General features: G+C 70.3%; 19 protein-coding genes. 10 read left to right on the forward strand and 9 right to left on the reverse strand.

Annotated features, from left to right (window positions below; translation table 11 throughout):
* Positions 1 to 14 precede the first annotated feature (14 nt).
* Complete coding sequence (locus tag CRP55_RS37100; RefSeq protein WP_097326655.1) at positions 15 to 305, forward strand: DUF3040 domain-containing protein; 291 nt, start codon at positions 15 to 17, stop codon at positions 303 to 305.
* Positions 306 to 324: 19 nt separating this feature from the next.
* On the opposite strand, the gene CRP55_RS37105 is transcribed toward CRP55_RS37100, so the two are convergent.
* From CRP55_RS37105 to CRP55_RS37125, 5 genes are all read right to left on the reverse strand, one after another.
* A complete protein-coding gene (locus CRP55_RS37105) occupies positions 325 to 1551 on the reverse strand; it encodes a bifunctional glycosyltransferase family 2/GtrA family protein (RefSeq protein ID WP_097326656.1) in 1227 nt (408 codons plus the stop codon).
* 137 nt (positions 1552 to 1688) lie between these two features.
* Positions 1689 to 3905 carry a glycosyltransferase family 39 protein gene (locus CRP55_RS37110; protein WP_097326657.1) on the reverse strand — a complete coding sequence of 739 codons (2217 nt, stop codon included), beginning with the start codon at positions 3903 to 3905 and terminating at the stop codon, positions 1689 to 1691.
* Positions 3906 to 3999: 94 nt separating this feature from the next.
* Positions 4000 to 5064, reverse strand: a complete 1065-nt coding sequence (locus CRP55_RS37115) for a 3-deoxy-7-phosphoheptulonate synthase (protein ID WP_097326658.1) — start codon at positions 5062 to 5064, stop codon at positions 4000 to 4002.
* Between the two features lie 188 nt (positions 5065 to 5252).
* Positions 5253 to 6803 (reverse strand): sensor histidine kinase, encoded by a 1551-nt coding sequence (locus tag CRP55_RS37120; protein ID WP_097326659.1) that lies wholly within the window; start codon positions 6801 to 6803, stop codon positions 5253 to 5255.
* Positions 6781 to 7518, reverse strand: coding sequence for a response regulator transcription factor (locus CRP55_RS37125; RefSeq protein ID WP_097326660.1), 738 nt, complete (start codon positions 7516 to 7518; stop codon positions 6781 to 6783). Before CRP55_RS37125 ends, CRP55_RS37120 begins: the two co-directional genes overlap by 23 nt.
* A gap of 130 nt (positions 7519 to 7648) precedes the next feature.
* Here CRP55_RS37125 and CRP55_RS37130 point away from each other — a divergent pair, with 130 nt between their 5' ends.
* Entirely contained in the window at positions 7649 to 7888 is a 240-nt protein-coding gene (locus CRP55_RS37130) for a hypothetical protein (RefSeq protein ID WP_143235189.1), read from the forward strand.
* An 18-nt stretch (positions 7889 to 7906) separates the two neighbouring features.
* Entirely contained in the window at positions 7907 to 8287 is a 381-nt protein-coding gene (locus tag CRP55_RS37135) for an RCC1 domain-containing protein (RefSeq protein WP_097326662.1), read from the forward strand.
* Here CRP55_RS37135 and CRP55_RS37140 read toward each other — a convergent pair.
* Positions 8190 to 10370 (reverse strand): hypothetical protein, encoded by a 2181-nt coding sequence (locus CRP55_RS37140; RefSeq protein WP_097326663.1) that lies wholly within the window; start codon positions 10368 to 10370, stop codon positions 8190 to 8192. The genes CRP55_RS37135 and CRP55_RS37140 overlap by 98 nt on opposite strands.
* 131 nt (positions 10371 to 10501) lie before the next feature.
* Between CRP55_RS37140 and CRP55_RS37145 the strand changes: the two genes are divergently transcribed.
* Complete coding sequence (locus tag CRP55_RS37145; protein ID WP_097326664.1) at positions 10502 to 10876, forward strand: tetratricopeptide repeat protein; 375 nt, start codon at positions 10502 to 10504, stop codon at positions 10874 to 10876.
* 10 nt (positions 10877 to 10886) lie between these two features.
* On the forward strand, positions 10887 to 11171 hold the full coding sequence (locus tag CRP55_RS37150; protein ID WP_097326665.1) for a Smr/MutS family protein: 285 nt from the start codon (positions 10887 to 10889) through the stop codon (positions 11169 to 11171).
* On the opposite strand, the gene CRP55_RS37155 is transcribed toward CRP55_RS37150, so the two are convergent.
* From CRP55_RS37155 to CRP55_RS37165, 3 genes are all read right to left on the reverse strand, one after another.
* Positions 11168 to 11650, reverse strand: coding sequence for a GNAT family N-acetyltransferase (locus CRP55_RS37155; protein WP_097326666.1), 483 nt, complete (start codon positions 11648 to 11650; stop codon positions 11168 to 11170). The genes CRP55_RS37150 and CRP55_RS37155 overlap by 4 nt on opposite strands.
* Before the next feature lie 2 nt (positions 11651 to 11652).
* Positions 11653 to 14010, reverse strand: a complete 2358-nt coding sequence (locus tag CRP55_RS37160; protein ID WP_097326667.1) for a M28 family peptidase — start codon at positions 14008 to 14010, stop codon at positions 11653 to 11655.
* A gap of 220 nt (positions 14011 to 14230) precedes the next feature.
* Positions 14231 to 15616 carry an RNA-guided endonuclease TnpB family protein gene (locus CRP55_RS37165; RefSeq protein WP_097326668.1) on the reverse strand — a complete coding sequence of 462 codons (1386 nt, stop codon included), beginning with the start codon at positions 15614 to 15616 and terminating at the stop codon, positions 14231 to 14233.
* 236 nt (positions 15617 to 15852) lie between these two features.
* On the opposite strand from CRP55_RS37165, the gene CRP55_RS37170 reads away from it, so the two are divergent.
* The 5 genes from CRP55_RS37170 to CRP55_RS37190 all read left to right on the forward strand — a co-directional run bounded on the left by CRP55_RS37170 (position 15853) and on the right by CRP55_RS37190 (position 20339).
* Positions 15853 to 16188, forward strand: coding sequence for a hypothetical protein (locus CRP55_RS37170; protein WP_097326669.1), 336 nt, complete (start codon positions 15853 to 15855; stop codon positions 16186 to 16188).
* 81 nt (positions 16189 to 16269) lie between these two features.
* Positions 16270 to 17472 carry a PP2C family protein-serine/threonine phosphatase gene (locus tag CRP55_RS37175; protein ID WP_097326670.1) on the forward strand — a complete coding sequence of 401 codons (1203 nt, stop codon included), beginning with the start codon at positions 16270 to 16272 and terminating at the stop codon, positions 17470 to 17472.
* Positions 17469 to 19085 carry a sensor histidine kinase gene (locus tag CRP55_RS37180; protein ID WP_438865840.1) on the forward strand — a complete coding sequence of 539 codons (1617 nt, stop codon included), beginning with the start codon at positions 17469 to 17471 and terminating at the stop codon, positions 19083 to 19085. The genes CRP55_RS37175 and CRP55_RS37180 overlap by 4 nt, the downstream gene beginning before the upstream one ends.
* Entirely contained in the window at positions 19082 to 19537 is a 456-nt protein-coding gene (locus CRP55_RS37185) for a response regulator (protein ID WP_097326671.1), read from the forward strand. The genes CRP55_RS37180 and CRP55_RS37185 overlap by 4 nt, the downstream gene beginning before the upstream one ends.
* Complete coding sequence (locus CRP55_RS37190) at positions 19530 to 20339, forward strand: inositol monophosphatase family protein (RefSeq protein ID WP_097326672.1); 810 nt, start codon at positions 19530 to 19532, stop codon at positions 20337 to 20339. The genes CRP55_RS37185 and CRP55_RS37190 overlap by 8 nt, the downstream gene beginning before the upstream one ends.
* Positions 20340 to 20346: the final 7 nt, after the last annotated feature.

Below are 20346 nucleotides of genomic sequence, written 5' to 3' on the forward strand. Positions count from 1 at the left end.
GCGGAGGTGGCGTCATGTTGAGCAGGGAAGACAGCCGTCGACTGGCGCAGTTGGAGCGCCAGCTGCACCAGGATGATCCGGAGTTCTGCGCCCGCATGAGCAGCGGGCAGCTCGACCCGCCGCGGTCGAGACGACCACCCCTGACCTTGATCCTCACCGCGGTGGTCGTGTGGATTGCCGCCATCACCCTCGGCGTCCTCGGCTGGTGGATCGGCGCCGCGGTCGCCGCCGTCTTCGCGACGACGGTCGTCATCGCCGCCATCACCCAGCGGAAACCACGCCACCGCCGCCTGCCCCCGATCTGACGGCCCGGCCGGCAGGTCCTCAGGCCCGGGCTCGGGAGCGGAAGACCCAGACGCGCAGCATCAGGAAGCGGACCGCTGTGGCCAGCAGGTTGGCCACGATCAGGGCGAAGAGCTCCAGCGGCTTCGAGTGGCCGGGTGCCGCGGTGTTCAGCAGGGCCAGGGAGCCGCTGGTCAGCAGGAGGCCCACGCCGAAGACGATCAGGCCCTGGGCCTGGTGGCGCCAGGCGCCGTCGTTGCCGCGGACGCCGAAGGTCAGGCGGCGGTTGACGGCCGTGTTCGCGACGGCGGTGACCAGCAGGGCGACGAAGTTCGCCCACTGTGGGCCGGCGAAAGTGCGCAGGACGGCGTAAAGGGCCAGGTAGGCGAGGGTGCTGGCCACGCCCACGCCCGCGAAGCGGACGAGCTGGCCGGTCAGTCCGGTGGGCACGCCCTCGACCGGGAGCGGGTTGCGGCCGAGCTGCTCGCGCAGGGTGGCCAGGGGCAGCTTGCCCGAGCCGAAAGCGCGCAGCAGGCGGACGATGCCCTTCAGGTCGGCCATCGCCGTCGAGACGATGTCGACCCGGCTGTCCGGATCGTCCACCCAGTCCACCGGCACCTCGTGGATGCGCAGGCCGGCCCGCTCGGCCAGCACCAGCATCTCGGTGTCGAAGAACCAGCCGGTGTCCTCGACCATCGGCAGCAGCCGCTCGGCGACGTCGCCGCGGATCGCCTTGAAGCCGCACTGCGCGTCGGAGAAGCGCGCCGACAGGGTGCCGCGCAGGATGAGGTTGTAGCTGCGGGAGATGAACTCCCGCTTCGCCCCGCGCACCACTCGCGAGCCGCGGGCCAGCCGCGAGCCGATCGCCAGGTCGGAGTGGCCGCTGATCAGCGGGGCGACCAGCGGCAGCAGCGCGCCCAGGTCGGTCGAGAGGTCGACGTCCATGTAGGCGAGCACCGACGCGTCGGAATGGGTCCACACGTACTTGAGTGCTCGGCCCCGGCCCTTCTCCGGCAGGTGCACCCAGCGCACCTCGGGCAGCTCCGTCGACAGCCACTGCGCCACGTCGGCCGTCGAGTCGGTGCTCGCGTTGTCGGCGATCGTGATCCGGAAGCGGTACGGGAAGTAGGCGCGCAGGTAGGCGTGCAGGCGCTGCACACACGGCCCGAGGTCGACCTCTTCGTTGTAGACCGGAACGACGACGTCGAGCACCGGAGCATCGACGTGGGTCGTGGCTGCGTCAGGCGAGGGCTGCGTCGAAAGGCTCATGCCGACAACCATGATCGTGGCGGCTGAGCGCCCTTTGTGCCGTTCCTGTGGCAGCACTGTGAGTCGGAAAGACCGAAGTCCAAAAGGGAACGGGCGACTCCCCGCGAGGGGGAGCCGCCCGTCCTTCCGGGGTTGGATCAAGCAGTGGTGGAGGTGGTGGGCTGGGTCAGGTCGTAGACCGTCGTGCTGCCCACGGTCTTGGCCGTGTAGTTGGCCGCTACCCACTCGGAGATCTGCGAGGAGTAGTTGCTGCCGCTGGAGCTGCCGCCCCGGCCGCCGAAACCGCCGCCGCCGATGAAGTAGTGGATTTTGCCTTCGGCCACGTACTGCTGGAACTGCGCCAGCGTGGGGGACGGGTCGGTGCCGTTGAAGCCGCCGACCGCCATCACGGGATCGCCGGTGGCCAGCTGGTAGCCGGAGGCGCTCTGCGAGCCGACCGCGGCCGCCACCCAGGTGTACTTGTCGGCGTCGGCCTCGAGCAGCGCCTTCATCTCGTCGCTGACCGTCGCCGCGTCGAGCAGGCCGCCCATGCCGCCACCGCCGCCGCGCATCCCACCGCCGTTGCCGCCACCGGGGAACCCGCCCTGCGCGCCGCCGTTTCCGGTGCCGCCATTGCCGGTGGTGCCGCCATTGCCGGTGCCGTTTTGGCCGGTGCCGTTCTGGCCGCCGAAACCGCCGCCGCCCGGGAAGCCGGGGAAGCCGCCCTGGGCGGTGCCGCCATTGCCCGTACCGCCAGTGCCGTTGCCGTTGCCCGGGAAACCGCCGCCGGGGAAACCGCCCTGGCCGCCGCCGGGGAAGCCGCCACGGCCGCCGCGACCGCCGCCGCCGAAGCCGCCGAAACCGGTGGACGGGCCGGCCGACGGAATGGAACCCGTGTGTGCGGTCGAGGCCGTCTGCACCGCGTACGCCGCCGGGCCGGCCAGCACCGCGGCCAGAGAGACACCGGCCGCCAGAGCGGCGATCCGCGCCGGCAGGCGCAGGGCCGCGAGCAGCGCCACCGCACCGGCCAGGCCGCCGATCAGGACCACCCACCGCAGCCAGGGCAGGAAGTCGGCGCTGCGCGACAGCAGGTGGAAGGACCACCAGGCACTCACCGCGACCGTCGCCGCCAGGGTGATCGTCGCGATCGCGTTCGCGCGGTGCTTCCAGAGCAGCGCCACGCCCATGCCGATCACCGCGCCGATCGCCGGCGCCAGGGCGACCGTGTAGTAGGCGTGGAAGATGCCCTGCATGAAGCTGAAGACCAGGCCCGTGACCAGCAGCCAGGTGCCCCACACGATCAGGCCCGCGCGCTGCCGGTCGGTGCGCGGACGGCGGGCCGTGATGACCAGGCCGGCCACCAGCGCGATCAGCGCCGCCGGCAGCAGCCAGGAGATCTGACCGCCCTGCGAGCTGTCGAACATGCGCAGGATGCCGGTCTCGCCCCACATCCCGCCGCCGCCCATGCCGCCACCGCCGCCGCCGACGCTGCCGGTCTCGTCACCGTTGAGCCGGCCCAGGCCGTTGTAGCCGAGGGCGAGCTCCAGGATGCTGTTGTTCTGCGAGCCGCCGATGTACGGCCGGTGCGAGGCCGGCACCAGTTCGACGATCGCGATGTACCAACCGGCCGAGACGACCAGTGCGCCGACCGCGGCCAGCAGCTGCCAGAGGCGCTTGCCCAGCTTGGGCGGGCCCGCGATCAGGTAGGCCAGGCCGTAGGCCGGGACCACCAGCAGCGCCTGGAGCATCTTGGCCAGGAAGCCGAAGCCGACGAAGACGCCCGCGAGCATCAGCCACTTCGTGGAGCCGTTCTCGATCGCCCGTACGGTCGCGTACGCGCCGGCCACCATGCAGAGCACCAGCATGGCGTCGGGGTTGTTGAAGCGGAACATCAGCGCCGCGATCGGGGTGAAGGCGAGCACCACGCCGCCGATCAGGCCGGCCGCCGGTCCGTACCAGCGCTTCACCGTGGCGTAGACCAGCGCGACGCTGGCCACGCCCATCAGCGCCTGCGGAACCATGATGCTCCACGAGTTCACACCGAAGATCCGGGCCGAGATCTCCATGAACCACAGCGATCCCGGCGTCTTGTCGACCGTGATCGAGTTGGCGGCGTCGGAGGAGCCGAAGAAGAACGCTTCCCAGCTCTTGGTGCCGGCCTGCACGGCGGCCGAGTAGAACGCATTCCCCCAGCCGTTCTTGCCGAGGCCCCAGATGTAGAGGACGCCGGTGACCAGCAGCAGGCCGAGCAGGGAGGGCCGCGCCCAGATCGGGTCGCCGTTCGGGCCGAGGTAGACCCGCCGGAGGCGGGACCTTTCTTGCAAAGGCGGGGGCTGCGGCGCCACCGTCGGCGGGATGGGCAACGTCGAAGTCATCGAGGCTCTCCACGGAAGGAGGATCAATACCTCGCCACTGTCGACGCTGCCCCTGTCGCGCCCTTATGTCCTTCCTGTAAGGCGCCTGTGAGTGTCAGGCGGCCCGGCGCTTGGCGGAGGCGGCGGCGAGGCGCTCGAGCACACCCACGGTCGGCTCCCAGCCCATGCACGCGTCGGTGACCGACTGGCCGTACGTCAGCTCGCCGCCGAGGTTCTGGCGGCCCGGAACGAGGAAGCTCTCCAGCATCACGCCGCTGATACCGCGCTGGCCCGCCTCCATCTGACCGGCGACGTCCTCGGCCACGACGGGCTGGCGCAGGTGGTCCTTGCCGCTGTTGCCGTGCGAGCAGTCGATCACCAGGCGCTCGGGCAGGCCGGCCGCGCGCAGCAGCTCCAGGGAGTGGGCGACATCGGCCGCGCTGTAGTTGGGCTTTCCGCCGCCGCCGCGCAGCACCAGGTGGGTGTCCGGGTTGCCGGTCGTGTGCAGGATGGCCGGCGTGCCCGAGTAGTCGATGCCGGGGAAGACGTGCGGCACCTCGGCCGCCTGGATGGCCTCGATCGCGGTGGCGATGCTGCCGTCGGGGCGGTTCTTCATGCCGATCGGCATGGACAGGCCCGACGCGAGCTGGCGGTGGACCTGCGATTCGACCGTACGGGCGCCGATCGCACCCCACGCGACGGTGTCCGCGTAGTACTGCGGGGTGATCGGGTCGAGGAACTCGACGGCGGTCGGCAGGCCGCGGCCCACGATCTCCAGCAGCAGCCGCCGGGCGATCCGCAGGCCGGTGCCGACGTCGCCGGTGCCGTCCAGGGCCGGGTCGTTGATCAGGCCCTTCCAGCCGACGGTCGAGCGCGGCTTTTCGAAGTAGACCCGCATCACGATCAGCAGGTCGTCGCTGAGCCGTTGCGCTTCCTTCTCCAACAGCGACGCGTATTCGCCGGCCGCGGCCGGGTCGTGCACCGAGCACGGGCCGACCACGACCAGCAGGCGCGGATCTCGGTGGTTCAGCACGTCCTCGACCTGCTTGCGGCCGGCCAGCACGGTGTCGTGCAGGTCGGACGTCAGCGGCAGCTCGTGGTGCAGCAGCGCCGGGCTCATCAGCGGGACGACCTTCTCGATGCGCTGGTCGCGGACGCGCTGAACCTCGGGGGCAGTCATGTTTTCTCCTAGGCGGCGGAAGCGGGGGCCGGCCCAGGAGCGAGCCGGCGGCAAACAAAAAGGCAGCGACGTCAAGTCGCTGCCCGGGCCGGCTCTGGCGTGGTGTCTCAGTGCATGGCTGAGGCACCGGCGGGAGCCGGCCCCATAAACCACGAATACCAACGAGACACGTCGGACAGCATAGCGCGTCAGCTGGGCAGTTGAGCGAACTGCTGCTCAGCAGGTGGGACGGCGGGCTGGGGCGCGTCGTACGGGAGCATGACGCTGAACACCGTGCGGCCGGGCTCGCTCTGCACGGCCACCTTGCCCCGGTGGGCCGTCACGACCGCGTGCACGATCGACAGGCCCAGCCCGGTGCTGCCGGCGGCCCGCGAGCGTGAGCTGTCGCCGCGGGCGAACCGCTCGAAGATGTGCGGCTGGAGCTCGGCCGGAATGCCGGGCCCGCTGTCGATCACGTGGATCACGGCCGCGTTGGGCATGGTGGTGACGGCCACGGTGACGGCCGTGCCCTCAGGCGTGTGGGTGCGCGCGTTGGCCAGCAGGTTGGCCAGCACCTGGTGCAGGCGGGCGCCGTCGCCGTAGACGATGACCGGCTCCTCGGGCAGGTCGAGCTGCCAGTAGTGCCCGGGACCGGCGGCGTGCGCGTCGCTGACCGTGTCGACCACGAGCATGGTGAGGTCGACCGGGTCGTGCGCGAGCGGGCGGCCGGCGTCGAGGCGGGCCAGCAGCAGCAGGTCCTCGACCAGCAGGGTCATCCGCTTGGCCTCGGACTCGACCCGGTTGAGCACGTGCGAGATCTCCTCGGAGATCGGGGCGCGACTGCGGCGGCTGAGCTCGGCGTAGCCGCGGATGGCGGCCAGCGGCGTGCGCAGCTCGTGGCTGGCGTCGGCGACGAACTGCCGCACCTGCATCTCGCTGGCGTGCCGCGCCTCCAGGGCGTTGCCGACGTGGTCGAGCATCTGGTTGAGGGCGGCGCCGACCTGGCCCACCTCGGTGCGCGGGTCGGTGTCCTGCTCGGGGACGCGCTGGGCCAGCTCGACCTGGCCGCGGTCGAGCTTGAGCTCGGAGACCTTGGTCGCGGTGGCGGCGACGCGGTCGAGCGGCGCGAGGGTGCGTCTGACGATGAACGCACCCGCCCACCCGGCCACGCCGATCGCGATGAGGATGGCCCCGGCGGTGACCAGCGCGATCCGCAGCAGCGTGTCGTTGACCGTCTTGAGCGACAGCGCGGTGACCCGGACGGCGCCGTCGGGCTCCACGCTGGCGGTGGCGCGGAAGGACCCCTGCCCGTCGACGTCGATGTTGACCTTGTCGCCGACCGCGACCGATTTGAGCTCCTTAATCGCGGCATCACTCAGAGGGTCCCAGGAGATGCTGGGGATGCCGTTCGAGTCCCGGCCGGCGAGGACCTTGCCACCGTAGGTGAACTCGCCGTCCTCGTAGTAGACGGTGATCGAGCCGGACTCCTGGCCGGGGTATGGCGTACTGCGGTCGTTGAACCTGTCCGGGTCGAAGTTCCCGTTGTTGGGCTTGGCCCGGAACTGGCTGTTCGTGCCTTCGAGTTTGGTGTCGACCTGGCTGTAGAGCTGGTCGTGCAGGAAGACGTACGCCGTGGTGCCGACCGCGAGACCCAGGATCGTGAGCAGCGTGATGATGATGGCGACGATCCGGGTGCGCAGCGGCCAGCCCCGGGGACTACGCCAGCGAGCAGGATGCTCAGTCCGCGGGCTTGAGGACATACCCGGCTCCGCGCATGGTGTGGATCATCGGTGAGCGGCCCGCGTCGATCTTCTTGCGGAGGTACGAGATGTAGAGCTCGACCACGTTGGCCTGGCCACCGAAGTCGTAGTTCCAGACCCGGTCGAGGATCTGGCTCTTGCTCAGCACCCGCCGCGGGTTGCGCATCAGATAGCGCAGCAGCTCGAACTCCGTCGCGGTCAGCGTGATCAGGTCGCCGCCGCGCCGCACCTCGTGGCTGTCCTCGTCCAGCGAGAGGTCGCCGACGATCAGCTGCGAGTCCGTACGCATCGGCGAGTGACCCATCCGCCGCATCAGCCCGCGCAGGCGGGCGACCACCTCTTCCAGGCTGAACGGCTTGGTCACGTAGTCGTCGCCGCCGGCCGTGAGCCCGGTGATCCGGTCCTCGACCGCGTCCTTGGCCGTCAGGAAGAGCACCGGCACCTCGGGCGACTCGCCGCGCAGCCGGCGCAGGACTTCGAGCCCGTCGATGTCGGGCAGCATCATGTCGAGGACGACGGCGTCCGGGCGGAAGTCGCGGGCGGTCCGGACGGCGGAGAGCCCGTCGCCGGCGCTTTTGACGTCCCAGCCCTCGTAGCGCAGCGCCATCGAGAGCAACTCGGCCAGGGTCGGCTCGTCGTCGACCACGAGAACCCGGACGGGGCTGCCGTCGGGACGCCGGAGCTCGGTGCTGGAATCTGCGTTCGCCATCGTCATGCCCCTACTTTCGCGGGCCACGCTTTGCGCCGGCTTTCTGATTCCTGTGTACCACCTGTGACCCGTACCCACAGGAAACGCATGAATTTCGCACAGCCGACAGACACCGTACGCCTAGATCGTGGTCCTCATGACGCAGACGATGAAGCACCTCGGATGGCAGCGGCGCACCGGTTTCCTGGCCCTCGGCACGGCTCTGGCGCTGACCGCGGCGTTCGGGCCGACCACGCTCGGCACCACACGGTACGCCGCGAGCGAGGTGGCCGGCTACGCGACGGTGACCGCGGCCGACACCATCACCGCCACTCCCGTGCTGGCCGAGGTCGCCGCGGCCGGTCGAGGCGTGTCGAAGGCCCCCGAAAGCGTATAAAACGCCCATAATGGTTGCATGCGACGGATACTTGTGATCTTGGCCGTCGCCGCGGCGCTCACCCTGTCGGCGGCGCCCGCGTCGGCCGCCGGCGAAGGCGACGACGTCGTCGAGGTCGGTCTCCACCAGCGGGTGGTCCAGCTCGTGGCCGACGGGGACCGGACGTGCGCGCTGACCGAGAGCGGCGAGGTCTACTGCTGGGGCGCGGGTCGTCCGGCCCGGCGGACGGCCGGGAACCCCACGCTGCTGCTCGTGGCGATCGGTGCCCTGATGGTCGCCGCCGGCCTGTCGATGCTGCTGGTCAGCCGTTCGTCGCCGACAACGCCGCGTCGCGCAGCTGCGACGCGCCCTGCTTCAACCGCTCCGTGTAGTTCGGCCGATTCCAGTTCGGCCACTTGACCTGCCCGATCGCCTGTTCGGTGCCCGACGCCGTCAGCGACACGGTCACTCCCGGGCTGGTCTCCAAGGTCAAATTCCCCTTCTCGGGTACGGCGACACGGCGCGTGGACGGGTCGGCGAAACCGAGCATCGCCCACGGCACGCGAACGGTGAGCCGGTCGTCGTCGAGGTGCCACAGCGCCCGGCTGTCCGCCTTCTCGTCCGACGGGTCCCAGCTGCCGTGCACGAGCAGCCCCGCGTTCTGGAGCTCGATCGGCTGCTTGGCCTTGGTCGTCGGCACGGTGTGGGCCCGGTTGGTGATCAGCTCGAACGGCTTCCAGCCCTGCGGCGCCGGCCCGCGTGCCGAGTCCGGCACGGCGAAGTCCAGCTTCAGCGGGTCGAGCTGGTCGCGCAGATAGGCCTGCCCGGTGTGACCGACCAGGTTGAGCGCGAAGACCGCGTCCGGGCGCCGGTCGGTGCTGCCGGCCATCGGCGGCCCGGTGATGGCGTCGAGCACGTCGAACCCGACGATCATCGATCCCGGTGGCGACTTCGCGAGCTTGACGTCCAGGGTCACGTACGCCTCGTCGGTCGTGGCCTTGACCTCGCGCGCCGGCCAGGCGTCGCCGCTGTCGAGCAGTCGCTGCTCGGCCGCGTCCCGCGCTCCGGCCGGATCCATCGCGAGCACCCCGAAGTGCTGCTCGTTGGTGAGCGGGTCGTGCCACAGCTGGCGGCGCGCGCCGTCCTGGTGCCCGACGGTGTTCCAGGTGTAGCGGTACCACTCGTCCATCCAGCCGAACAGGAAACCGCCCGCCAGGCCCTGGTTCTTCATCATCCGCAGCAGGCCGGCGCTGATCCGCATCGCCTCCTGCTCGCTGTGGTCGCCCTGCGAGCGGCCCAGTGGCCCGGTGTGGGCCGAGCCGATCGACGACGGCACGCCGAACTCGGTGATCATGGTCGGCATCGTCGTGTGGTGCTTGCGCAGCGCTGTCACATATCCCGCGTACGGATCGGCCTGCCCGTCGTACTCGAAATTGTTGAGATCGGGCTCGTAGCGCAGGAAGTCCGGATAGTACGGGTACGCGTGGTAGCTGGCGAAGGTGCCGGCCGGCCAGTCCGCCGTCGGCAGCACGTGGTTGGCGTCGATCTGGAGCAGGTCCTCCTGGTCGAGCGGCTCGGCCGGATGCCGCAGCGGGTCGGTGGTGGCCCAGTTGACGAAGGCGATCGGCTGGCTCACGCCCTTCTTGGCCACATATCCGGCCAGCTCGTCCATCCGGGCCGCGAACCAGCGCTCGGTCGGCGTCGACTTCGGCGTGTTCCGGAAGTACTTGCCGGCGTACCGCTTCACCGAGGCGTTGCGCTGGTCGGAGGCGGCGCCGGCCCGCGGGTCGAGCTCGGCCCCGATGATCCAGCCGATCAGCCAGGGCGTGACGTCGGTGTTCCAGACGCCACCGGGCCGGCCGGGCCGGGTCGAGCGGCTGAAGTCGCCCGAGACGGCCCGGGCCGCGGCCTCCAGCTCCTGCCGGAACGTCGTGGTCACCCGGGCGTCGAAGAGGTTCTTCTTGCCGATGTACGACTCGTCGGTCATCGACACGCCCTGCACCAGGTAGAGCGGCCGCTCCGGGTTGTCCTGGTTGTACGCGGCCAGCTGCTCGTAGAAGGCCGGCGGATGGATCTTGTAGATGCGGACCACCCGGATGCCGAGCCAGCCCATCGCCGCGAACCAGGCCCGGTACTGCGCGGCCGAGATGGCCGGATCGCCGGGCAAATGGCCGGGAGTGGTGTCGCTCAGGTCGACACCGGGCAGGAAGGTGCGGTCGCCGCCCGCGGTATGCAGCTGGAAGGCCTGCCCGTCCGCGCCGGCGACCATCCGCAGGCCGCCGGCCTCGCGCGGGGCCGGCGCCCACGAGCTGCCCGACGGCGGGGAGGGGATCTCCCGCATCCCGGAGATCAGGAACGCGGGCGAGTTCACCGCCGGCGTCGAGGTGCCGCCGGCCAGCAGCAGGCACATGGAGATCGCGAAGACACCCACGACGATCGCCTTGAGCCGCCCGAATCGTGGACGGGCCGGCGCGGACACGAACTGACTCGGAAAGTCCCCCACGCAGGCATTGTCTGACGGCTGAGTTGCTATATGCGCCGTTTTGTCGGGAAGCTTGGATCATCGGAACACTCGCCGTTCGGCCTGTGTTGTGCAAGCGTTGATGAAGGCGCGTGCGCAGAGGAGCGTGGGACGTGGATCTTCTGGAGGACTACCGCAAGGCGACCTTCTACTTCGAGTCCGGCGACCCGCTCGGGGCCGCGCGCCTGCTCGAGCCGATAGTCGAGGCCGAGCCGCACAATTCGGCCGTACGTCTTCTGCTCGCCCGGGCCTATTTCAACTCGGCCCAGCTGAACGGGGCGGAGAAGCAGCTCAGAGAGCTCGTGGAGCATGATCCATCGGATCACTACGCGCACCACGTGCTCGGCCGGACCCTGGAGAGGGCCGGCCGCTTTCGTGAGGCCCTGCCCCACCTGCGGCTGGCCGCCGCGATGAAGCAGCAGTCCGACTACGCCGAGGCCGTGGGCCGGGTGGAGCAATGGCTCGGCAAGTCCGGCCCCGAGAAATAGGATCTTCGACGTGAAGCTGAAGCTCGACCTGCACGACATCTTCAACAAGGGCAACGAGATCGACCGCGCGCTGCGCGGCGTCATCGACGAGGCCATCCAGAAGAAGGCCGCCATGGTCGAGATCATCCCGGGCAAGGGGAGCGGGGCGCTGAAGAAAAAGGTGCTCCGATTCCTCGACCAGAAAGAGATCAAGCAGCTCTACCACCGGGTGGAGAAGGACGGCGACAACTGGGGCCGGCTCTTCGTGCACTTCCGCCACGACGCGCCCACCGGCCGTCGCGGCCGGGGCCGCTAACGCAGGGTCAGCCCCATGAGCACCGCCCCGTCGAAGACCTCGCCGGCCAGGACGCGCCAGCCCTTGCGGTCATAGAGCCGCCGGGCCGGCGCGTTCTCGTCGTCGGTGGCGGTGAGCAGGGCGACCCGGTGCGGCAGCCCGTCCAGCAGCGCGTCGTGCAGGGCGGTGCCGAGGCCCCGCCGCTCGTGGGAGGGCAGCACGGCCAGCTCGACGAGCTCGAAATGCCCGCCGAGCCACTCCCGGGACAGCTCGGGCGACACCCGCGCGGCGATGTGGTCGGTCCACCACTGGCCGAAGTCGCCCGTATATCCGTAGGTGAAGCCGACCATCTCGTCGCCGTCCCAGGCGGCCCGGCACTTGAAGCCGGCCCGGGCCGCATGCGTGGGCAGCGTGTCGTCGCGCCACTGCTCCCGGAACGCTTCCGTGTACACCTTGCGCAGCTCAGCGGCGTCCGCCGGCCCGGACGGGACGATCTCCATGGTCACAACGTATAGGTCTTCGCCACTGCGAGCAGCTCGCTGGTGTGTGAGCCGACCGCGCCGACCTCGGCCGGCCGGGTTTGGAAGCCGGGCAGGGCGGTCAGGCCGTCGCTGCCGTCCATCGCGCGGAACTTGATGGGGCCGGCGGCCCGCACGGTCATCGTGACCTCGACCCCGCCCTCGGTGGGCGGGGCGTGGAAGACGAAACCGAAGCCCCACGGCCCGTCGGAGGCCGGCTTGTCGATCGGCACCGGCCGGCCCTCGACGGCGGCCGAGACCACCGGGGTGTCCGCGCCGACGTGCAGGGTGACGAGCCGGGCCTGCCGCTGCGGCTCCAGGCGGAGCTTGATCACGCGCTGGTCGCCCGATCGGGTGTCGCCGGTGAGGGTGAGTTTCGGCGCGGGCAGCGAAGCCGGCTGGGCCGGGCCGGTGCGCACTTCCTCGGCGCCGAACGACGGCAGCGTGTCGTCGACCCGGTGAAGGTCACCGGAGACGTACTGACTCGTCCATTCCTGTGTCTTCGGCTCGTCGCTGATCCACCGGGCGGTGTTGGTGTCGGCGTCCATGGCGTACATGAGCTGGGTCGGCGCCGGATGTTCGGCGTCGAACCGGTCGACCGACAGGCCGACCACGGTGAAGACGATCACGGCCAGGGCGGCGGCCACGGTAGGCAGCGCGCCCAGCCGCCGGTCGCGGGCCGCCTCGACACCCCGGCGGCCGCCGGGAACCGGGTGGATCAGGTCGATCACCGGCAGCAGGGCCAGTCCGAGCAGCACGGCGAGGAAGGCGCCGGCCGCGCCCAGCCGCAGGCCGAGCGCCGGGAAGAGCATGACCACCGTGGGCAGCAGGATCACCACCGCGACCACCCCGCCCGCGGTCACCGCCAGCACCTGGAGCCAGGGCCGGGCGTAGACCGCGACCAGCCCCGCGATCGCCCCGGCCAGGGCGGGCAGCGCGGCCAGGTAGGAACCCCCGGGCGTGACGGCGGCGAGCACCACCCCGAGCACGGCCAGCCAGGCCAGCCCGGCGATCGACAGCGCGGCCGGGCCCACCTTTCGCCGGAACAGGGCGAACCAGGCGAACAGCACGGCCGCGGTCAGGGCCACGACGGCCAGCCGGTACCAGCCCGGGCGGTACGGATCGATCGGCAGCTCGGCGTAGCCGGGCCGGATCAGCGTGAGCAGCCACCAGAGGACCTGGGCCAGCAGCGGCGCCAGCAGCAGCGGGATCAGCGTGAGCCCGGCCGAGGCGGCCAGCCGGCGACCGGTGATCAGCCCGCGGCGGCGGGCCAGCCAGGCCAGGGCGCCCACCGCCAGCAGCGCCAGCACGGCCAGCGGCCAGACCAGGGCGCCGGGGTAGCGCACGAGCAGGCCCGGCACCGGGAAGTAGGTGGCGTCCTGGCCGCTGCCCAGCGTGGTGAGGTCGCGATCGCCCAGCTCACGGACGAGAGCGAGGGTGTTGTCGCCGTGATGCTGCAGGCTGTCCTGATCCATCGCGCCGGGCACGTCGGTCGGGGCGTGATAGATGGCGGCGCCGTCGATGTAGGCCGCGTTCAGTCCGGCGAAGCCGGCGTCCTTGAAGGCGGTGAAGTCGGTGTCGTTCGGCATCAGGCGGTAGATCTCCACCGCGAACGACGTGCCGACCGGGCGCGGCGCCGTGCCGTAGACGTCGACCAGCCGGCTGTTCTGGTCGGTGGTCTCGAACATGATGGCCGGGCCCGAGCTGCCGCGGGCCTCCAGGTTGAGCACGATGCCGCCGTCACGGGCCAGCGGATGCTGATCGACGAACGCCTTGGCCCCGCACAGGCAGGCCTCCTCGCCGTCGGTCAGCACCAGCACGACGTCGTTGCGCGGCCGCGGCCCGGCCATCAGGGCGCGGGCCGTCTCGAGGATGGCCGAGGTGCCGGCCGCGTCGTCGTTGCCGCCCGGCCCGGTCTGCACCGAGTCGTAGTGCGCGACCAGGAAGAGCCGCCCGGTGGAGGCCGTTCCGGGGATCACCGCGACCACGTTGCGTACATGGGCGAAGCTCGTCCCTCCCGCGCTGGAGGAGAGCCCGGCCCCCTGCACCGAGACCGTGTCCTGCACCTCGGGCGTGAGCCCCAGCTCCCGCAGGGTGGTCAGCAGGCGCTCGCGCACCTCGTCCTGGGCGGCGCTGCCGACCGGGTGAGGCTTGGTGGCCATGATCTCGACCTGCTGGAACGCCCGGCCGGCGCTGAACTCCCCGGCCGGCGCCGACGCGGACCGCGCTTCGGGCGGCCGCACCGCCCGGGCCGCCGCGAAGCCGGCCAGCACGAACACGACGATCGCGATCACGGCGGCCGATGCCCGGCGAGCGGGATCGGCGAGGGCGGGTGCACGCATGGGTGACATCTAACTGCGTGTGGTCCTTCCGGTTCACACCGGTCTTCCTTGACCGCGGCGCATGATGCGCACGGGTGCTTGTTGACCGTCCGGCCGCCGTCCCGCCCTGGGGTTGGTCTTCTACCGGTTCCGACCCAGGGCCCGGACTCACGCTGGCTGCGTGGCTATATGGGTGACGATCGGCTCTTCCCCGCCGCATGCGGGTGCTGTCTGCTTCCTGCTATGCCCCGGCCCGGATTGGCTGAGGTGGTCTTTTGGCCGGCCACCGGGCCACGTTGATCGCGGCGTTAACGTCCCGATCAAGGACCAGGCCGCAACCGCCGTTGGCAATCGGGCACCGGTAGGCACGTTCGGACAGCCGCAGATCCCGCTTGATCCGGCCGCAGCCCGAGCACGTCTTACTCGACGGATACCAACGGTCCGCGTCAACCAGGTCCAGCCCGTACCAGTCGGCTTTATACCGGATCTGAGTGCCAAGTTGGCCCATCGCCTGATCGGCGACACGCCGGGCGAGGGATCGCAAGCCTGCCATACCGGTGATGTTCAGCGTCTCCATGGTCAGGGCCGACAGGTGGTGACTGAGCCACCACGACAACTGGTGCAAGCTGTGCGCTCGCAGTTGTGCGATCCAGGCGTGGATCCTCGTAAGGCGCTGTTTAGCTTTCGCCCGGCCGGATGATCCCGGTTTGGTTCTCGCCAGGGTTTTGTTCGCGGCCCTGAGCCGGGTCAGCGCTGCTGCAAGAGCTTTCACCCCGCTCTCGACGTGCAGCACGTTCCCCTCGACGTCAGCGATCACAGCCAGGTCCTTCACGCCCCGGTCCAGGCCGGCAGGCTTGTCCCAGCGGACCACCCCGGCCATCGGCCGGGCGGTGCGCCGAGCCCGGTTGAAAACCGCGGCGACACCCTCGACCGAGGCCCACCATCGGCCCCCCTCACAGGAGAACGACACCGAGTACACATGGAACCGGCCCTGAGTGATCATGCGGCGCAGCCGTTTCGTACAGCCGTGAACGCGCATCTCACCTAGCTTGGAGAAACGGATGCGCTTCGGCCCGGTCACCCGCACCGGTGCCGTCTCACCCGGCTTGCTCTTCGATCGGAGCCGGAAGCGGGGCTTGTCCTTGCGCTTGGCCCGGAACTTCGGAAACCCGACCTTGCGGCCTTTACGCCGCCCGGCCTTCGACGACTTCCAATTTCCGAGCGATTCGGCCGCGTCCACACTGGCACACTCGAACACATCGGCGCAGACCGAGTCACGCCACAGCAGCCCACGCTCGCCGGTGCCGTCGCTGGTGGGGCTATCCGGTGCCTTGCCGTTCTTCCACGCGTTCATCTCGTTGATGAACGCCACCTTCGACCAGGACACCGCCGGCGTCATCTCCGTAGCCGTCATGCCGTAGGACAGTTCCGCCGCCCGCTGGCCGAGATTCGCCTTCACCCGGCCGATGTGGTGGTTGTACGCCAACCGGGCCGCACCCGCGTACTGCCGGCACCGGCTCTCCTGCTCATCGGTCAGGTCGAGAGCGAACTTGAACGCGGTCCGGCGCACGAGCCGGTGACCGGTGTGCGACACCAGCACCTTCTCGCTGTCCGGCTTCCACGTCATGCCAGGATGATGCCACTAGTCATTAAGCAATGCTAGTCACGGGGCAACATTCACCGGGATGCCGCCTGGGTGCGGCGGAGGATGGCCAAGATCGTCGGTCAGATCACTCTAATAGCGCAGGGTCATGGCTATCGGCCGTGCGCACTACCGCTTGAATGGGAACACACCTAGCAAACGCCTGAGCACGGCACCGCCTAGTGGGAAGATCGTTTGGGGCGTGGCCTAGCGTTGTCGGGGTGAGCACGCCGTTCGACCCCGCCGCCGTCGTCGCGGAGTTCATCGACCGGGTCGCACCCTATGACCCTCAGCCGGGGACCGCGCCGGTCGCCGTGGTCGGCGTGCGCACCGCGCTCGGCGAGGCCACCTTCACGGTCGGCGATCACGTGATCCGTGCCATGTGCCGGGCGCTCGAGGCCTATCGCGATCCCGACGACCGGGGCACCTGCGTCGAGTGCGGCAGCCGCCGGCTCGACGAGAACCTGCACTGCCGGGAGTGCGGACGGCTCCATGGCATCCTTGGTGAGGTCATCGCCCACCACGCCCGGCGCGTGGCGGCCGAGGAGGCCATGTGAGACCTCCTCGGTGTTGTGCCCGGCCATCCGGTGGTACACGATCAGCGGGTCGGCGCGGGGAGGGAACGATCGGGGTGGGGCATGACTGAGCGGTCCGTCGCGCCGCGCGCCCGCACCAGCAGTCCCGTGCCTCAGGAGCGCCTGCGCATCCTGCTGGTCGAGGACGACGAGGGCGACGCCTTCCTGGTGCGTGAGCTGCTGGACGAGGCCGAGGCCCCGTTCGACCTGCGGGTGGCGACCAGCCTGCGCGAGGCCCGCGGCATGCTCCGCGGCGTCCAGTGCGTGCTGCTCGACCTGGGCCTGCCCGACGCCGAGGGCATCGACGGCCTGCGCAAGCTGCTGGCCGTGGCCGGCAGCGCCGCGGTCTGCGTGCTCACCGGCCGCTCCGACGAGCACCTGGGTGTCGCCTCGGTGGCCGAGGGCGCCCAGGACTACCTGGTCAAGGGCCAGGTCGACGGTGTCCTGCTGACCCGCGCCCTGCGGTACGCGGTCGAGCGCAAGCGCGCCGACGAGAACGCGCAGCGGCTGCGCGAGGTGGAGTTGCGCCAGGCCGAGTCGGCCCGCCTCGAGCGCGGTCTGCTGCCCCAGCCGCTCATGTCGACCGACCAGGTCTCGGTGCACACCTTCTACCGCTCCGGGCGGGCCATGGGCCTGCTCGGCGGCGACTTCTTCGACGTCGTGCAGGTCGGCGCCGACAAGCTTCAGGTGATCGTGGGCGACGTCTGCGGGCACGGTGTCGACGAGGCCGCCCTCGGCGTCGAGCTCCGGGTCGCGTGGCGGGCGCTCGTGCTGGCCGGCGTGCCGGACGATCAGATCCTGGCCTCGCTGGAGCAGGTGCTGATGAGCGAGCGGCGGGCCCGTGAGGTCTTTGCCACCTGCGCCGCGGTGACCCTCGACCTCTCCCGCAACAAGGCCGTGGTGCGGCTGGCCGGCCATCCGCCGCCGGTGCTGCTCTCGGGCGGGCGGGCCGTTCCGGTGAACGCCCGCACCGGGATCGTCCTCGGCGTGAGCCCCCGGCCGACGCCCGCGACCGAGATCGAGTTCTCCGGAGATGACTGGTCCTTGCTGATGTACACCGACGGCCTGATCGAGGGCCACACCGGCGCCGGGAACGAGCGGCTCGACGTGGAGGGGCTCTGTGGCCTGCTCGACGAGGACGCGGCCCGGCAGGTGCCGCTCCCCGCGCTCCCGGCGTGGCTGGTGGGCCGGGCCGAGCAGGCCAACGGCGGCCCGCTGGCCGACGACGTGGCGATGTTGCTGATCTCGCAGGGGAGTGGGCGGTGAGCGTCTTGAGCGTGCGTACCTGGACGTTGCGGCGCCGGGTCGTCGCCCTCTGCATCGCGGTCGGCATCCTGCTCTCCGGGCTGGCCGTGCTGGCCGCGGTCACCGCGACGGAGAACAACCGCCAGCTCGACGACGTGCTCAACCGGGCCAGCCCGATGCGCGCGGCCGGCGAGGCGCTGAACACGGCGTACGTCGATCAGGAGACCGGCATCCGCGGTTACGCGATCACCGGCGACAAGGCCAACCTCGAGCCGTACACGACCGGCGTGGCCGACGAGCAGCGGCTGGTCGCCCGCCTCGAGGGCTATCTGCACTCCGACGACACCGCCATCCGCGAGTCGCTGCAGGTGGTGCTTCAGCGCGCCCAGACGTGGCACGACGAGATCGCCCTCCCGGTCATCCAGGCGATCGAGACCGGTGGCGCCGACGCGGGCCAGGAGAAGATCAACGCGGCCTCGACGACACAGTTCGACCAGTTGCGGGCGTCGATCGCCACCATGCAGGACGACATCCAGGTGCTGCGCCAGCGCTCGGCCACCGCGGCCAAGGACTCGAGCCAGAGCATGGTGGCGATCCAGATCGCCGCCGCGGCGATCATCATCCTGGCCGGCGCCGCGCTCCTGCTGCTGCTCGACCGCCTGGTCACCCGGCCCGTGGTCGAGCTGGCCGGTCAGGTCCGCCAGGTGGCCGACGGCGACTACGACAAGCACATCGTCAGCACCGGCTCGCCCGAGCTGGCCAGCCTGGCCGAGGACGTCGACGGCATGCGGCAGAAGATCGCGGCCGAGCTGGCCGAGGTCCGCGAGGCCCGCAGCCAGATCGAGTGGATCAACGATCAACTCAAGATCCAGGCCGAGGAGCTGACCCGCTCCAACCGCGACCTCGAGCAGTTCGCGTACGTCGCCTCGCACGACCTCCAGGAGCCGCTGCGCAAGGTCGCCAGCTTCTGCCAGCTGCTCCAGCGCCGCTACTCGGGCCAGCTCGACGAGCGCGCCGACCAATACATCGCCTTCGCCGTCGACGGCGCGCAGCGCATGCAGCGCCTGATCAACGACCTGCTCGCCTTCTCGCGCATCGGCCGCCTCACCGCCGGCTTCACCGACGTCGACCTGGGCCGGGTCCTGCCCGAGGTGAAATCGCAGCTCGAGGCCCGGGCCGGCGAGGACGCCGAGATCGTCTGGACCGACCTGCCCATCGTCGAGGGCGAGGAGCCGCTGCTCACCACGCTCTTCGTCAACCTGATCGGCAACTCGCTGAAATTCCGCCGCCCCGACGTGCCGCCGGTGATCAAGGTGAGCGCCGAGCGGGACGGCAAGGAATGGCGGATCAACGTACGGGACAACGGCATCGGCATCGAGGCCGAGTTCGCCGACAAGGTCTTCGTGATCTTCCAGCGCCTGCACGCCCGGGACGCGTACGAGGGCACCGGCATCGGACTGGCGATCGTCAAGAAGATCGTCGAATATCATGGCGGACGGATCTGGCTGGACCTCGAGGTCGAGGAAGGCACGTCGATCTACTTCACGCTCCCGGTGCTGCCGGGAACGGACGACGAGGACGACGGCGCGCCCGAGGTTCCGGCGCAGGAGACGCGGAAAGAGGTCACGGCATGACAGGCGCTGTTCGGGCGGACGGCACCCCCATCGAGGTGTTGCTGGTCGAGGACGATCCGGGCGACGTGCTGATGACGCAGGAGGCGTTCGAGGAGCACAAGGTCCGCAACCGGCTCAACGTCGTCTCCGACGGCGCCCAGGCCCTGGCCTACCTGCGCCGCGAGGGTGATTACGCCGACGCCGTGCGCCCCGACCTGATCCTGCTCGACCTCAACCTGCCCAAGCGGGACGGCCGTGAGGTGCTCGAGGAGATCAAGAAGGACTCCGACCTGGGCCGCATCCCGGTCGTCGTGCTCACCACGTCGGCCGCCGACGAGGACATCCTGCGCAGCTACCAGCTGCACGCGAACGCGTACGTGACCAAGCCGGTCGACTTCGAGCGGTTCATCGCGGTGATCCGGCAGATCGACGAGTTCTTCGTCAGCGTCGTGAAGTTGCCGCCGCGTGCTTGACCAGGTCGCCGATCTCATCCGGGAGGTAGCGGCGACCGAGGTCCTGCCGCGTTTCCGCCACCTGGCCGACGACGAGATCAAGCAGAAAGCCCCCGGCGACCTCGTCACCATCGCCGACCAGGAGTCCGAGAGGGCGCTGACCCGCGGGCTCACCGCGCTGCTGCCCGGCTCGACAGTGGTCGGCGAGGAGGCGGTCGCGGCCGACCCCCGCGTGCTCGACCGGCTCGGCGACGGCGGTGACGTCTGGATCGTCGACCCGGTCGACGGCACGAACAACTTCGCCGCCGGCAAGACGCCGTTCTGCGTGATGGTGGCGCTGGTGCGCGACGGCGAGCCGACGGCGTCGTGGATCCTCGACGTGGTCGGCGATCACATGACGCTGGCCGAGGCGGGCTCCGGGGCCTACCGCGACGGCGTACGGGTGAAGACCCGCACCGACGATCCCGGCGCCGGGGCGCTGCGCGGCGTCGTGGCCCGGCACTACCTGCCGCACCATCTGCGCGAGGTGGCCGAGGCCCACACGCACCTGTTCGCCGACGTCACCAACGGTCATCACTGTGCCGGCTACGAATATCCGGCGGTCGCCCTCGACGATCAGCAGTTCGTGCTCTTCTGGCGGATCCTGCCGTGGGACCACGTGCCCGGTTCGCTGATCGTCCGGGAGGCCGGCGGCACCGTGCTGCATCTCGACGGCACGCCCTACAAGCCCACGGATAGCGAGCGCGGCATGCTCGTCGCGGCCAATGACGACATGTGGCACACCGTCCGGGACACGCTCTTCCCCGACCCGTCGATCCTCTAGGCGCGCC

Source organism: Paractinoplanes atraurantiacus, assembly GCF_900215205.1.
GTDB classification, from domain to species: Bacteria; Actinomycetota; Actinomycetes; order Mycobacteriales; family Micromonosporaceae; genus Actinoplanes; species Actinoplanes atraurantiacus.